Genomic DNA, 15221 nt, shown 5'->3' on the forward strand with positions numbered 1-15221 from the left:
TCAGCCCTCCTTTTCTGGGGTGAGAGGCTTTCGGCGGTAGAAGGGAAGGGCGGTGGCGGTGAACGGAAGGCTCGACCCGCGCACATCCACGTACAGTTCGGTGCCGGGACGGGCGAAGCGGGGGGCGACGTAGGCCATGACGATGGGAACGCCGATCGTCGGCGAGAGAGCGCCAGAGGTGACAACGCCGGCCTCCTCGGCCGAGCCGTCGTCCGCCATCGCGAGCACGGGATAGCCGGCGCGGGCCGCGCGCCTGCCCCCGCCCCGGAGGCCGACGAGGACACGGGCTTCGGGAGACGGACCCTCCTCGCTGGCGGCGCGGCCGATGAAATCGGTGTCCTTGGCGAGGCTCACGACCCGGGCGAGGCCGGCCTGGGCGGGCAGAGTGTCGAGACCCAATTCGTGACCGTACAGCGGCATCCCGGCTTCCAGGCGCAGCGTGTCGCGGCTGGCGAGACCGGCGGGGACGAGCCCGTGCCCGGAGCCGGCCTCCCGCAGCGCGTCCCAGAGGACGCGGGCGCTGTCCGGCGCGGTGTACAGCTCGAAGCCGTCTTCGCCGGTGTAGCCGGTGCGGGCGATGAGCACGGGATGCGTCTCGAACTCGGCGGGGACGCTCCAGTAGTACCTGAGGTCGCTGACGTGCTGGGCGAAGTCGCCGCCCGGGAGAGAGCCGTCCAGCCGGAAGCCGTCAGTGGCGAGCAGGACGCTGAGGCTCGCCGGCCCTTGGACGGCGATGAGCGCGATGTCCTCGCTCTCGTCGAACACCTCCACATCGAACGGCTCTGTGCGCTCGCGCAGCTCCCCGGCGACGAGCTCCCGGTTGGCGGCGTTCGCGACGACCATGAAGCGGTCGGCTCCCGTGCGGTATGACGACCAGATCGTCCACGATCCCGCCGGAGGACGAGAGCAGCAGCGAGTATTTGGCCTGGCCGACGGCGAGCGCGGAGAGCGCGCCAACGAGCGCGGCGTCGAGCGCCCGCCCGGCCTCCGGGCCGTTCAGGACGATCTCGCCCATGTGGGAGAGGTCGAACAGTCCGGCGGCGGTGCGGACGGCGTGGTGCTCGGCGAGGTCGCTGGAGTAGCGGACCGGCATCTGCCAGCCGGCGAAATCGGTGAAAGAGACCCCGGCGGCCTCGTGTGCGTCGTGCAGCGGGGAGAGGCGCTGGCTGTCCTGCGGGGTCATGAGTTCTCCGATTCGCCGGCCATCGCCGGGGGTTGACGGGCGGCGGGCCTCCCGGGAAGAACTCCCCCTCTGTCATCCGGCCTGAGAGTTTCACCGCGAAGCGTTCGCGGCTTTCACCGTGGGCGAGGCCAGCATGTCCCGCGGGATCGACCCGGAGGGTCGACGCTGCCCTGCTTTTCAGAGTGGCCAGTCCGATGCGGTACGCGTACCTGAGAGATTGTCGGGGAGGATTGCTCCTTCGGTGCCGCGGGCGGGTTCTCCCCCGCAGCTCTCCCGCATCGGCCTCGATGGCCCGATGTTCAGTTGCTGTGTTTCGCCAGCATAACCGCAGGTTCGCCGTTTGACGTAGCTCTTGCTGGCCAGGACGTTGTCGACACCGTTTTTGACCGACTAGTCCAATATTGGTAGTCTGACGACATGGGACGACCGAGGACCTTCGACGACGAAGCGGTGCTGTCGCGGGCGATGGAGGAATTCTGGACGCACGGCTACGCCTGCACCTCTCCGGCGCAACTCGCCGAGGCGACGGGCATCGCGAAAGGGAGCCTCTACAACGCCTTCTCGAGCAAGCGCGCACTCTTCGACCGGTGTCTTGACCTGTACCACCGGCACGTAATCGAGACGACCCAGGAGTGGATGGGGCATCCGGGGACTGCGCGCGAGTGCATTTCGGCCGCCTTGAAGGCCGTGGTCGATGGGGACCTCGCGCAGCCACAGCGTCGTGGCTGCCTGATCGGAAACACGGCCGTGGAGCTCGCCGGCGAAGACGCCGAGATGTCCTTCAAGCTGCGGCGGATGAAGGACGAGTCCACAGCCTGGTTCGCCGAACGCATTCGGCGCGGACAGGTCGAGGGCGATGTTCCCCGCGATCGTGATGCGCAGGCGCTGGCAGAGCATGTCGCGAACACCCTTGCCGGTCTTCGCGTGATGGCGATGACCCACGAAGCGCCGGCTCTGCACCGGATCATCGACACGGCGCTGATGGCCCTCTAACCGGACGCGGAGTCCGGATCGGCTCCGCTTGTTCAGGTTCTTCACACTCACGTTTTAGACCAATAGTTCAAGAAAGGCGATGGACATGGAACTCACTCTTCGAGGCAAGACTGCACTGGTGACTGGCGCGAGCCGGGGGATCGGCCTGGCCACGGCACGAACCCTCGTTGCAGAAGGCGTGCGCGTGGTCGGCGCTGCGCGCACGATCACACCAGAACTGAGCGAGGCGGCCCCGCTCAGCGTCGCGGGTGACCTCTCCACACCCGACGGCGCCCGGCGGGTAGTGGAGGTGGCGCTCTCGGAGCTCGGCGGCTTCGACATCCTGGTCAACAACGTCGGAGCCGGCGACGCCGACAAGCTGAAGCCCGGCGGGTTCCTGGACGCTGACGACGCCCAGTGGCGGAACCTCCTCGACCTCAATCTGTTCAGCGCGGTGTGGACATCGCGGGCCGCGTTGCCGTCGCTGATCGAGCGCCACGGCGCGATCGTCAACGTCTCCTCGATCACCTCACGAGTGCCCGCGACGGGACCGGTCGGCTACAGCGAGGCGAAGGCGGCACTCACGGCATTCGGAAAACGGCTGGCTGAGGAGTTCGGTCCGCAGGGGGTGCGTGTGAACACGGTCTCTCCTAGCCCGGTCGGCACCGGTCTCTGGCGGGATCCGGACGGCTTCGGCAGCAAAGTCGCCGAGACGCTCGGTGCGACGCATGCGGACTTCCTGGCGGCGCTGCCCGCGACCTTCGGCGTCACGAGTGGACGACTGGTGGAACCGGAGGAGGGTGCGGCTCTCATCGCTCTGCTCGTCTCGCCTGTGACGGCCAGCGTCCTCGGCGCCGACCTCGTCATCGACGGCGGCACCGTCAAAACCGTCTAACACCCACCTTTCACTCGCAAGCCAGAACAGACCCGGAGATCTTCATGAACGCTCACGCCCCCCTCGACTTCCACGAGCACTAGCTCACCACCTGGACAGAGCCCGATGCCGATCGGCGACTCCGCGCCACCGAGAGAATCTGGGCCCCCGACGGCAAGCTCGTGATCTCGTCTCTTGGAATCACGCTGCACGGCACGGCAGAGATCTCGGCGCACATCGCCCGCGTTCACAACGACATGATCGTGGCCAAACGACTCACGTTCAGCTACGACCAGCAGCACGAAGCCGACGATGCGCTCCTGCTGCGCTGGTCAATGACCGGACCGTCAGGCGACGTCGCCGGGCGAGGCGTCGATATCGTGTTTCGCAACCCCACAGGGCAGGTAGAGACCGCATACATGTTTATGGGGGTGAACTGACCCGCCGTGCCGGTGCGTGCGAACAACATTCTGACCTCCTCCACGTAACGGTGCCGGGCCAGCGCCCCCTCGTGGCCGACGATGCGCGCTTTTGTGTTCGAGTCGATATGACCCTAAGCTGAGGGCCGGGAAGACTTTAGTGGCACGGAGGCCGGGGTGACGGGACACGAGACCTTGCACGAGCGCGCCAGCGCGCTGCTCGCGGTGTCCACCGTGATCTTCGCGCTGCGGAAGGACGCTTCGGCCGAGGGCCCGCCGCAGGTGAGGCTGCCGTTGGTGCGCCGCATCCGGGAGCCGTTCGAAGGACGCTGGGCGCTGCCGGGCGGTCCGCTCCGGGTGGGCGAAGATCTCGGGTACGCCGCCGCACGCACGCTGGGCGAGACGACGGGGCTGACGCCACGCTACCTGGAGCAGCTCTACACCTTCGGGGACGCGCTGCGCTCCCGGAGCCACGAACGGGTCGTCTCGATCGTCTACTGGGCGCTCGTCGGCAGCGCGGAGGCCAAGCGCGCGAGCGTCGGCGAGAACGTCGCCTGGTTCGCGGCGGACGAGCTGCCCGAGCTGGCTTTCGACCAAACCCTCATCGTGCAGTACGCCCTCTGGCGGCTGCGCACGAAGATGGAACATTCGCGGATCGCGCACGCCTTCCTGGGCGAGCGCTTCACCCTCGCCCAGCTGCGCGAGGTACACGAGGCGGTGCTCGGGCGCCCGCTCGACCCCGCGAACTTCCGGCGGACCATCGAATCCTCCGGCACAGTCGTCGCCACCGGCGACTACCTGACCGGGACGCCGCACCGGCCACCCCGGCTCTACCGCTACAACGGCTCGATCGACCTCGCCGACGCGGAGCCACTCCCCCCGGCAGCGGCATCCATTCGAAGGAGCAACCCGATGACCATCGCTTCGGTCGACACCACCATCCGGCTCATCTCGCGCGGCGAGCTGGACAGCGCCACCTGCGCGCCCGAGCTGGCGGAGGCGCCGTGGCTCTTCGACGCGGCAGCGCCATCGTACGGCCCGGGCGCCTCGCAGGCCGACCCAATCCCCGCCCTCGCGCCCCGGCAGGGCGAGCTGCCGGAGGAGTACCGCACGGAGAGCGAGGAGGAGCTATCCGGGCGCATCCACGCCGCGAAGGCCACCCTCGGCGACCGTGTCGCGGTCATGGGGCACTTCTACCAGCGCGACGAGGTCGTGCGGTTCGCGGACTTCGTGGGCGACTCCTTCCAGCTCGCGAACGCGGCGAAGGCCCGGCCGGAGGCGGAGGCGATCGTGTTCTGCGGCGTCCACTTCATGGCTGAGACCGCAGACATCGTCTCCCGGCCCGACCAGCGCGTCATCCTGCCGAACCTCGCCTCCGGGTGCTCGATGGCCGACATGGCCGACCTCGACTCGGTGGAGGAGTGCTGGGAGGCGCTCGAGGAGCTGTACGGCGCCGAGCCCGACGCAGACGGCCGGGTCCCGGTTATCCCGGTGACCTACATGAACTCGTCGGCGGCGCTGAAGGCGTTCTGCGGCGAACGCGGCGGGATCGTGTGTACCTCCTCCAACGCCGCGACCGTGCTGGAGTGGGCGTTCGAGCGCGGGCAGCGCGTGCTGTTCTTCCCCGACCAGCACCTTGGACGCAACACGGCGAAGGCGATGGGCGTCCCGGTCGAGCGGATTCCGCTGTGGAACCCGCGGAAGCCGCTCGGCGGCAGCAGCGAGACGATGCTGCGGGACGCACGGGTCATCCTCTGGCACGGCTTCTGCTCGGTACACAAGCGGTTCACCGTGGGGCAGATCGAGCAGGCGCGAGCCGCGTTCCCCGGCGTCCGCGTCATCGTCCATCCCGAATGCCCGATGGAGGTCGTGGACGCAGCCGACGAGAGCGGATCGACGGACTACATTGTGAAGGCCATCCAGGCGGCGCCCGCCGGTTCGACGTTAGCCATCGGCACCGAGATCAACCTCGTGCAGCGGCTCGCGGCGCAGTTCCCGCAGCACACGGTCTTCTGCCTCGACTCGGTGGTGTGCCCGTGCTCGACGATGTACCGCATCCACCCCGGCTACCTAGCCTGGGTACTCGAGTCGCTCGTGCGCGGCGAGGTCGTCAACCAGGTGAGCGTGCCGGCCGCAGTCGCCGGCCCGGCCCGGGCGGCGCTCGAGCGCATGCTCGCCGCGCGGCCGGACACGACGATGGCGGCCTGACGTGGCCCGCGTCGTCGTCGCCGGGAGCGGCATCGCCGGGCTGGTCGCCGCGCTGCGAGCGGCCGGGCGGCACCAGGTCACGATCGTGACCAAGGGCGCGCTCGCGGAGAGCAGCACGCGATACGCACAGGGCGGGATCGCCACGGCCCTGTCTCCGGAAGACAGTGTCGCGGCGCACATCGCGGACACGCTGCGCGCCGGTGCGGGCCTGAGCGTCCCGGAAGCCGTGACGGCGCTGTGCGCCGACGGCCCGGAGCGCGTGCGCGAACTCCTCGCGCTCGGGCTGGAAGCGGCGCACTCGCGCGCGCGTCCTGCACGCGGGCGGGGACGCAACCGGCGCGGAGATCGAGCGGGCGCTGGCCGCCGCCGTGCGCGCGGCAGGCATCCCCGTGATCGAGCAGGCCTTCCTGAGGGAGGTCCTGGTCGCGGATCGCCGCGCGACCGGCGTGCTGATCCGGCAGGCAGACGGGAGCACGACGACCATCGCGGCCGATGCCGTCCTCCTCGCGACCGGCGGCTGGGGACAGCTGTACGGCCGCACGACCAACCCCGCGGTGGCGACCGGCGACGGGGTCACGACGGCCTGGCGGGCCGGGGCCGCGCTCGCCGACCTGGAGTTCACGCAGTTCCATCCGACAGCACTGGCCGGCTCCGGGGCGGCCTTCCTCCTCTCAGAGGCGGTCCGCGGCGAAGGGGCGGTGCTGCGGAACGCGCGCGGAGAGCGGTTCCTGCGGGAGGTTCATCCCGACGCCGAGCTCGCGCCCCGGGATGTGGTGGCGCGCGGGATCGCGGTGGAAATGGCCGCACAGGGTGGCGCGCCGGTCGTGCTCGACGCGACGATGCTGGGCGCGGAGTTCCTGGCACGGCGGTTCCCGACGATCGACGCAGCGTGCCGGGAGGCCGGATTCGACTGGTCCCGCGAACCGGTGCCGGTGACGCCCGCAGCGCACTATGCGATGGGCGGGGTCGCGACGGACACCGCGGGCCGGACGACCCTGCCCGGACTGTTCGCGGTGGGCGAGGCGGCCTGCACCGGCGCGCACGGAGCGAACCGACTGGCATCGAACTCGCTGCTCGAGGGACTGGTGTTCGCACACAGGGCCGCCGCAGCGGTGGACACCTTCGACGCGGGCGGGGACTGGCCCGGTCCACCCGCCTGGCTCAACGCTGCGGGAGGCAGCGACACGCTGCCGGAGTCCGCGCCTCTCTCCCCCTTCGACCGTGCGCGCCTGCAGAGCGTCCTGTGGTCGGCGGCCGGCCTGAGCCGCACCCGCACCGGCCTCGCCCGGGCCGCCGCCGAGCTGGCCGGGATGCGGACGCCCGCGCCCGGCGAGGACGCGAATCTGCTGCTGCTCGGCCGCCTCGTCGTCGCCGCGGCGCTCTCGCGGGAAGAGTCCCGCGGCGCGCACTATCGCTCCGACTTCCCACTGACCGCCCCCGGCGACGCCCGGCACACCGTGCTCGCGCCTCTGCCGCTCCCGACCGAGGAGACCGTTCCATGCTGACGCGCCCGATCATCGACGCCGCCGTGAGCGCCGCCCTCGCCGAGGACGCACCCTGGGGCGATCTGACCAGCGAACTCCTCATTCCCACATCGGCGTACGCTTCCGCCCGGCTCGCCGCCCGGGAGCCAGGGACCTTCGCCGGGGGCGAGGTGTTCGCCGCAGCGATGCGGCTGACCGACCCCGGCATCCAGGTCATCCTCGCGGTCGCGGACGGGGACGCCTTCGAGGCCGGCGACACGCTCGCCACCGTCAGCGGACCGGCGGGCTCGGTGCTGACGGCGGAGCGGGTGGCGCTGAACTTCGCCCAGCGGATGAGCGGAATCGCCACGCTCACAGCGTCCTTCGTCCGTGCGGTGGCGCACACCTCCGCTCGGATTGTGGACACCCGGAAGACGACGCCGGGCCTGCGCGCCTTCGAACGGCACGCGGTGCGCTGCGGCGGCGGCGGCAACCATCGCTTCTCGCTCTCGGACGCGGTGATGGCCAAAGACAATCACCTCGCCGTGCTGACCGCGCAGTCGGGGCTGTCGGTCACCGCTGCGCTGAAGAAAGTGCGACGGGAGCTCTCCCACACCACGCACCTCGAGGTGGAGGTCGACCGTCTCGACCAGATCGAGCCGGTGCTCGCCGCCGGCGTCGACACGATCATGCTCGACAACTTCACGCTGGAACAGCTGCGCGAAGGCGTTGCGATCGTGGACGGCCGGGCGATCGTGGAGGCGAGCGGCACGGTGAGTCTCTCGACCGTGCGCGCCATCGCGGAGACCGGTGTGGACATCATCTCGGCCGGCGCGCTGACGCACAGCGTGCGCTCGCTCGATCTTGGGCTGGATGTGGTGGTCGAGACGCCGTGATCTACCTGGACGCCGCCGCCACCTCCGCGGTCCGCCGCGACGTGCTGGAGGCGATGTGGCCGTATCTGACGGGCGACTTCGGCAACCCGTCGAGCCACCACAGCCTCGGCGAGACGGCGGCCCGGGCTCTCGGCGAGGCCCGGAGCGCGGTCGCCGCCTGGCTCGGCTGCCGGGCCTCCGAGGTGGTGTTCACCTCGGGGGGGACGGAGGCCGACAACCTCGCGGTCAAAGGCATCGCTCTGGCGAACCCGCGCGGCCGGCACCTCGTCACCACCCCGATCGAGCACGAGGCTGTGCTGGCCTCGGCCGACCACCTGGTGCGTGAGCACGGCTTCTCGGTGACGCTCGTGCCGGTCGGCCGGGACGGTCTCGTCGACACGGCGGATTTCGCAGCGGCGCTCCGGCCGGACACAACGCTGGCCTCCGTGATGCTCGCGAACAACGAGGTCGGGACGGTGCAGCCGGTCGCGGAGCTGGCGGCGCTGGCGCACGGGCACGGTATCCCGTTCCACACCGATGCGGTGCAGGCAGCGGGCTGGCTGCCACTGGATGTGCGGGCGCTCGGGGTGGACGCGCTCAGCGTGTCGGGCCACAAGATCGGGGCGTCGAAGGGCATCGGCGCACTGTGCGTGCACGGCCGCGTCCCGCTGGAGCCGGTGCTGCACGGGGGCGGCCAGGAGCGCGGACGCCGGTCGGGGACGGAGAACGTCGCCGGAGCGGTCGGCTTCGCGGTGGCCGCCCAGGCGACGGCGACCGGCCGCGATGACCGGGCGACGGCCGCCCAGGCAGCCCGCGACGCCTTCGTGGCCGCTGTGCTGGAGGCCGCGCCGGGAGCCGAGCTGACCGGGCATCCCTCGCTGCGGCTGCCGGGCACCGCATCGTTCGTCTTCCCGGGGACGAGCGGAGAGGCCGTGCTGCTGGAACTGGAGCGGAACGGAGTGGTCTCCTCGAGCGGGTCGGCCTGCGCGGCCGGAAGCGAGGAGGCCTCGCATGTGCTGCTGGCGCTCGGCTACCCCGCGGAGCTGGCGCGCACGGCTGTGCGATTCTCGTGGGGTCCCGAGACAGGCGCGGCGGAGCTGGCCGGTGTCGCGCTCGCGGTCGGGGCGGCGGTCCGCCGGGTCGCCGGATTGCGTGGAGAGTGAACGCGGGCGAGCGGTGACACCAGAGGGAGCCAGCCGTGTCCGAGGTCACCGATACTCTTGACCGGTGACGGAAAAGATCTCAGCTCCGGCCAGCCCACCCACGGTGGCTCCGGGTGTCCCGGCTGCCCCAGCGGAGCTGTCGAAACGGGACTCGCGGGTCATCTGGCTGCTGCTGGCGGCCACGTTCGTCGTGATCCTGAACGAAACGATCATGACGGTCGCCCTCCCGAAGCTGATGAACGATCTTCGCATCGACGCACTCGCGGCCCAGTGGCTGTCCACGGCGTTCATGCTGACGATGGCGGTGGTCATCCCGATCACCGGGTTCCTGCTGCAACGGCTCTCGACGCGCGCCGTATTCATCGCGGCCCTGTCGCTGTTCTCGGTCGGGACGCTCACAGCGGCCCTCGCCCCCAGTTTCGCGGTGCTGGTGGGAGCGCGCGTGATCCAGGCGACCGGCACGGCGATCATGCTTCCCCTGCTGATGACCACGCTCATGACCGTGGTGCCCCCGGCGAAGCGCGGCCGGACGATGGGCAATGTGTCGATCGTGATCTCGGTCGCACCGGCCATCGGCCCCGCGATCTCGGGCTTCATCCTGAACTACCTGGCGTGGCAGTGGCTTTCCTCATTGTGCTGCCGATCGCCCTCGTCATGCTGCTGATCGGCATCAAGTACGTGGAGAACGTCGGGGAGACCTCGCGCAGCCGCATCGACGTCCTCACGGTGGCGCTCTCAGCGTTCGGCTTCGGCGGGCTCGTGTACGGCCTGACGCTGAGCGGGGAGTCGAGGGGGTCGGGGCCGGTCCGGCGATGTGGGTTTCGCTGGCGGTCGGGGTCGTCGCGCTGACGGCGTTCGTCCTGCGGCAGCTCGTTCTGCAACGCAGAGACCGGGCGCTGATCGACCTGCGCACGTTCCGCAGGCCCCTGTTCACGACCGCGATCGCGATGATGGCCATCAGCATGGCCTCCCTGTTCGGCGTCATCATCGTTCTGCCGCTGTATTTGCAGCACGTCCTGCACCTGGACACGCTCTCGACCGGTTTGCTCCTGTTGCCGGACGGGCTCGCGATGGGGCTCGCAGCGCCCGTCGTCGGGCGTCTCTACGACCGGTTCGGGCCACAGCCGCTGGTGGCGCCGGGGGCGATCCTCGTCAGCCTGGTGCTGTGGGGACTCACGATGGTGACCGAGCACACGCCGGTGTCCCTCCTTCTGATCGCGCACATCGCCTTCAGCCTCGGGCTCGCGCTGATGTCCACGCCGCTGTTCACGGCGGGGCTGGGCGCGGTTCCGCCGCACCTCTACTCGCACGGCTCGGCGATCGTCGGCACCGTGCAGCAGGTCGCGGGCGCGGCGGGGACAGCGCTGCTGATCGCCCTGATGTCGCTGCAGACCTCGAATCTGCTCCGAGACGGATCGCCGGTGGATGCGGCGACCGCGGGCGGCGTGCGCGCGGCCTTCCTCGGGGCGGCGATCATCTCGCTGTTCGCGGTGGCAGACTCGTTCTTCGTGCGGAAGCCCGCTGACGCGCCCGACGGAGCGGACGCGCACTAACGCGCCATCGAGCCGATGTCGGAGCACGACCGCGGGGTCGCCGGCGGCCAGCGCCGCCGTGACAGCCGCCGGCCCGCTTCGCAGACGTAAGCCCGGTGCTCCGGAGTGCCGTCCGCGGGATATCGTGGCTACATGAGCGAACCCGGGGACGGCCGCGTCGCGGTCTATATCGACTTCGACAACATCGTCATCTCCCGCTACGACCAGGTACACGGCCGTGGTCAATTTATGCGGGACAAGCAGAAGACAGGCGCACTGCCGAAGCCCGCTTTCGCCGCGAAACTCGCCGAGGCGCGCGTCGACCTCGGCGCCATCATCGACTTCGCTTCGTCGTTCGGAACGATCGTCTTGACCCGTGCGTACGCCGACTGGTCCTCGGCGGTCAACGCCGAATACCGCGGGCAGCTGGTCGGGCGGGCGGTGGATCTGGTGCAGCTGTTCCCGGCGGCGGCCTACGGCAAGAACGGCGGCGACATCCGCCTGGCGGTCGACACGGTCGAAGATCTCTTCCGGCTTCCCGAGTTGACCCACGTCGTGATCGTCGCCGGAGACTCAGACTACATCCCGCTGGCACAGCGCATCAAACGGCTCGGCCGGTACGTGATCGGCATCGGCATCGCCGGCTCGACAGCCCGCTCGCTCGCCGCGGCGTGCGACGAGTTCGTCAGCTACGACGATCTGCCGGGCATCGCGCGCGACGAAGCCGCCCAGACGGAAGAGGGTCACGAAGCCGTCGCAGACATCGCGGCCCCGGAGCAGGAGACCGAACCCGAGACCGCCGGAGCAGGGGCCGCAGACGCCGCCACCGTGCAGAAGGCGACCCAGCGCTCCCGCAAGCGCAAACCCCCCGAGCAGGCAACCCCCGAGCAGCCGGGCGAGACACAGGAAGAACCACAGGACGATCCACAGGTCGTGGCCACTCGTCTCCTCGCCCGCGCGCTCCAGCTCGGGCATGAGAAAGACGACTCTGAGTGGCTGCACACATCGGCGGTGAAAAGCCAGATGAAGCGGATGGACCCCTCCTTCAGCGAAAAAGCCCTGGGCTTCCGCTCGTTCAGCGACTTCGTGAAGTCGCACAACCAGCTCGTCGAACTCGACGACTCCTCCACAGCCCAGCTCGTACGGCTGGCCCCGACCCGCTCACGCCGCGCCCGGCACAGCGGCCGGGCGAGCGACACGGTTTCGGCGCACTGACCAGACGGAGCGAAGACGTGCTAGGTGTGATGTCCAGGGGGGTTGTTTCGGCGATACGGTCGTGAGGAGTTGAGGGGCGAGGGCCTCCGGTTGTGAAGTGGAGCTGTTCAGTTCAACCGCTTCACGATCCAGGAGGCCTTCGTGTCCCACGTTAACGCTGCTCTCACACCGCGCGCTCGTCTGCGCCTTGCCAGGCTCATCGTCGAGGACCATTGGCTGGTCTCCGTCGCAGCGAAGATGTTTATGGTCTCGCCCGTTACCGCGCGGAAATGGGCGGCGAGGTTCCGCGCCGAAGGCACGGGAGGGATGACCGACCGGTCTAGCCGCCCACGATCGATGCCAACGCGGACGCCGTTGCCCGTGCTCAAGCGGATCGTGCGGGCGAGGTGGCGACGACGCCTGGGGCCGGTGCAGATCGCCGGCGAGCTTGGCCTTCCCGCCTCGACCGTCCACGCCGTCCTGGTGTGCTGCCGCATCAACCGGCTCTGCACCATTGATCGGGTCACGGGCGAGCCGATCCGTCGCTACGAGCACGACCACCCTGGATCGCTGATCCATGTCGACGTGACGAAGTTCGGCAACATCCCCAACGGCGGCGGCTGACGATTCGTCGGCCGCGTCCAGGGCGAACGCAACCGGGAAGCGACCGCCACCCGCACGAAGAGCAGGAACCACCGCTACGAGCCACGGTTGGGCACCGCGTTCGTCTACACGATCATCGACGACCACTCCCGCGTCGCCTACGCCGAGATCTGCTCCGACGAGAAGGCGGACACCGCGATCGGTGTCCTGCGGCGTGCTGTCGCCTGGTTCGCCGACCGGGATGTCAGCGTCGAACTCGTCCTCTCGGACAACGGCTCCGCCTACAAGTCCTACGCCTGGCGAGACGCCTGCTAAGTCCGCTGCGCCGGGCAACTCGCCGGACAAGTCGAGGCCATCGTCTACCACGACGGCCTCGTCATCGTCCTCGGTGAGCTGAGCGCGCAACGCCCGAAGCGGCACGACCAGGCCCACCCGATCATCCTCAACATCAACGCCGAGACAGTCGGCCACGACCTCGCCCATACCGACAAGATGCCGATCCTGTGATCGGTTTCATCCAACGCTGCATAGTACTTTTGATCGTATCGAGCTAGGGAGCTATATGGAGAAGCCTGAGCCGGGCCGTAAATGGACTGTACGACTCCTGAATATCACGCATTGGAGAAGTCTTTGTCGCGATTGCAGACAGCATTCTCGGCAACTTTCGACGCTGACGTGAGAGGGGGTGCATGCCGACGCACGCACCCCCTCACCACTCATTCAACGCCCTGAGCTCTTTCCAGAGCATCCCGACCAGCCCACCGGTTGCCGAGGATGAGAAAAACAATCCCCTCTACGACAACTAAGAGCGGCCAAACCCACCACGGTGCCACAGCACCGGAAATAACGGCGAGCGCGACCAGGACGGCCATAGAGCCGAAGGACACGAACCGCCGAGTTGGGGTGGCGTTGATTGCTCGCCGAACGTCGGAGCGGAAGGCGTCACGGATAGTCACTTGCAGTAGCCTCCCGAGTATCCGACGGTTCCGATAACACCGGGACCAATGAGGAGCTGTGCGCAGCGCTTCTCGTTGTAGTAAATGCGCTGCGTGTTGACGATGATCGAGGCGGCGTTGAGGTCACAGAGCGCGCCACCCGCGTATCCCGTCAGTCGCGTCACCCAACCGCAGACTGTTGCCATGCCACTAAGGGTTGTGGCGGTCTTCGTCTCGTTGCGAGTGAGCTGCACCGACGGCAGGACTCAATACCACGCGAACTGAGGATCTGCAACGACAGGGAACGCGGCGGCCCTCGTAAAGTCGATAACCTGCGTGAGGGTCGTCCCGCTCAGTTCGTAGTGTGTCGGGACCGGAGCGCCGTTCGCGTCCTTTGCCCAGGGGGCGGCGATGTACGCAACTGGGTCGCTGTCGGCGTTCACGATGAAGTAGCCTTCGCCCGCCTGTACGATCTGACCGTTATCGGGGATCGTAAGGTCGTAGCTGTGGCGCTTCGGCGCGTCCGCTGTCGAGATCACTGTGTTGATCTGAAGCGAGCCATCCTTGGTGACCACCGGGACTGAAGTTGAGCCGTTGTTGTTGTCGTAGGACACGACACCCTTCTTCTCAACGATTGCGTTCTCGGCGTCCGAAGCGAACGGCAGTGCGACGGAAAGGCCTCCCGCTGTCGTGTCAAGGGTGATCCCCTCAGCAGGATCGACGGGAACCGAGATGTCTGCGCCTGAAACGGATGCGTCGATTGCGTTCTCGCCGGACGCTCTTGTCGTGACGGGTGCGGCATTGTTGGCCGTGTTCGGAGTCGCGCTCGTGACGGCACCGAGGACATCATCCGACGCAGTGTCCGCCAGTGCAGGAGACGCGCCCAGCAGTCCGAAGGCCAGGATCGCAGAGGTGGCGATCGCCGTTCCCCCCAGGTATTTCTTTACGTGCATTGTGTTGCAACTTCCTTGTTGAGACCAACGGAGCCGACAAGTGTTCGCTACCCGCAATGCGGAGCGATCGGGTCAGCTAGCCCCAGATTTCCAACATAGCAGCAGCCCTCCGACATGACGGAAAGCGCGACCAAACCGCGAAGGACGCGGGTTTGCCAAAAGGGTCCCCTTCAGGCATCCAGGATTCGTTGCCGCCGAATGCACTCGGGTCCTCTCGGAAGACCGAGTCGGCGACGTGCAGGCTCGCCTCAGCGCCGCCGGGCGAAGGTGTTACTTGAGCGGGCTCAGGCGCGGGTTCGAGGTCGGGGGCATGTTCCAGCCGTGCCGCTCGTGGATCTCCTTGATAAGCGCGAGATCGTTCTCACGTAGCCTGGAGAGTGCCTCCCTGTCATAGCCCTTGGTACGAAACAATCGAAGGTTCTGGCTGAGAGCCTGCGCCCAAGTGATGTACAGGTCGAGAACCTCGAGACGCTCCGCTACGCTATCGCCGGGCCGCGCGGCTTCCATCACCTCCCGCGCGAGGGTCGCGCCGAGCGCTCGTTCAGCCTCCAAGCCCTTCCAGTCCTCGTGTTCGTCGGTGAGGGCGATCATGGCGATGCGCAGGTCGGCGAGACGCTCGCCAACTGGCTCAGTGGTCGGGTCGAGTCCCACGAGCCGCTGGACTGCCTCCTGCGCGGCGGATCAGAGCGCGGTAGTGACAGCCTTCCGCGACTCCTTCAGCGCGTCGTTGGAGCGCCTGTTAGCCAGAATCGTTCCGATAGCAGCGATCACAACAGCCAGACCAGAAATGATGAGCGCAGCGATGTCCACAGCTCGATCCTGTCAGGTGGAAGCGGCTCTGCGACGG

Annotated in this window: 11 protein-coding genes, 5 pseudogenes and 1 riboswitch; of the genes and pseudogenes, 11 read left to right on the forward strand and 5 right to left on the reverse strand. The window is 68.4% G+C overall.

All coding sequences use genetic code 11. The features are described from left to right. Positions 1-1183, reverse strand: a pseudogene (gene gcvT / locus LXX_RS08140) (glycine cleavage system aminomethyltransferase GcvT). A 187-nt stretch (positions 1184-1370) separates the two neighbouring features. Continuing rightward, positions 1371-1469, reverse strand: a riboswitch (glycine riboswitch). 131 nt (positions 1470-1600) lie between these two features. Here gcvT and LXX_RS08145 point away from each other — a divergent pair. The 11 genes and pseudogenes from LXX_RS08145 to LXX_RS13665 all read left to right on the forward strand — a co-directional run. Beyond that, the gene (locus tag LXX_RS08145; RefSeq protein WP_011186416.1) at positions 1601-2176 is read left to right on the forward strand and encodes a TetR/AcrR family transcriptional regulator; all 576 of its coding nucleotides are present in this window, start codon (positions 1601-1603) and stop codon (positions 2174-2176) included. Between the two features lie 85 nt (positions 2177-2261). After that, the gene (locus LXX_RS08150; RefSeq protein WP_041768382.1) at positions 2262-3050 is read left to right on the forward strand and encodes an SDR family oxidoreductase; all 789 of its coding nucleotides are present in this window, start codon (positions 2262-2264) and stop codon (positions 3048-3050) included. 161 nt (positions 3051-3211) lie between these two features. After that, complete coding sequence (locus LXX_RS08155) at positions 3212-3469, forward strand: hypothetical protein (protein WP_011186418.1); 258 nt, start codon at positions 3212-3214, stop codon at positions 3467-3469. 276 nt (positions 3470-3745) lie between these two features. Continuing rightward, positions 3746-3970: pseudogene (locus LXX_RS15665) on the forward strand (NUDIX domain-containing protein); the annotation flags it as partial. 390 nt (positions 3971-4360) lie between these two features. Next, a complete protein-coding gene (nadA, locus tag LXX_RS15670) occupies positions 4361-5656 on the forward strand; it encodes a quinolinate synthase NadA (protein WP_011186419.1) in 1296 nt (431 codons plus the stop codon). Position 5657: 1 nt separating this feature from the next. Beyond that, positions 5658-7161, forward strand: a pseudogene (gene nadB / locus LXX_RS08165) (L-aspartate oxidase). Next, complete coding sequence (gene nadC / locus LXX_RS08170; RefSeq protein WP_011186420.1) at positions 7155-8015, forward strand: carboxylating nicotinate-nucleotide diphosphorylase; 861 nt, start codon at positions 7155-7157, stop codon at positions 8013-8015. The pseudogene nadB and the gene nadC overlap by 7 nt, the downstream one beginning before the upstream one ends. Beyond that, the gene (locus tag LXX_RS08175; protein ID WP_011186421.1) at positions 8012-9157 is read left to right on the forward strand and encodes a cysteine desulfurase family protein; all 1146 of its coding nucleotides are present in this window, start codon (positions 8012-8014) and stop codon (positions 9155-9157) included. Before nadC ends, LXX_RS08175 begins: the two co-directional genes overlap by 4 nt. Positions 9158-9221: 64 nt before the next feature. After that, positions 9222-10710 (forward strand): annotated as a pseudogene (locus LXX_RS08180) (MDR family MFS transporter). Between the two features lie 132 nt (positions 10711-10842). Beyond that, positions 10843-11904 (forward strand): NYN domain-containing protein, encoded by a 1062-nt coding sequence (locus LXX_RS08185; protein ID WP_081423129.1) that lies wholly within the window; start codon positions 10843-10845, stop codon positions 11902-11904. Between the two features lie 141 nt (positions 11905-12045). After that, positions 12046-12798: pseudogene (locus LXX_RS13665) on the forward strand (IS481-like element ISLxx4 family transposase); the annotation flags it as partial. Between the two features lie 640 nt (positions 12799-13438). Here LXX_RS13665 and LXX_RS08195 read toward each other — a convergent pair. The 4 genes from LXX_RS08195 to LXX_RS16250 all read right to left on the reverse strand — a co-directional run bounded on the left by LXX_RS08195 (position 13439) and on the right by LXX_RS16250 (position 15184). Then, a complete protein-coding gene (locus LXX_RS08195) occupies positions 13439-13627 on the reverse strand; it encodes a hypothetical protein (RefSeq protein ID WP_011186423.1) in 189 nt (62 codons plus the stop codon). A 60-nt stretch (positions 13628-13687) separates the two neighbouring features. Next, positions 13688-14374: a hypothetical protein gene (locus LXX_RS12730; protein ID WP_011186424.1), complete on the reverse strand. Its 687-nt coding sequence runs from the start codon at positions 14372-14374 to the stop codon at positions 13688-13690. 270 nt (positions 14375-14644) lie between these two features. After that, positions 14645-15025: a hypothetical protein gene (locus LXX_RS08205; protein WP_223227620.1), complete on the reverse strand. Its 381-nt coding sequence runs from the start codon at positions 15023-15025 to the stop codon at positions 14645-14647. A 30-nt stretch (positions 15026-15055) separates the two neighbouring features. Then, positions 15056-15184, reverse strand: a complete 129-nt coding sequence (locus LXX_RS16250; protein ID WP_256030653.1) for a hypothetical protein — start codon at positions 15182-15184, stop codon at positions 15056-15058. Between the last annotated feature and the right edge of the window lie 37 nt (positions 15185-15221).

This window comes from Leifsonia xyli subsp. xyli str. CTCB07 (assembly GCF_000007665.1).
Lineage (GTDB): Bacteria > Actinomycetota > Actinomycetes > Actinomycetales > Microbacteriaceae > Leifsonia > Leifsonia xyli_C.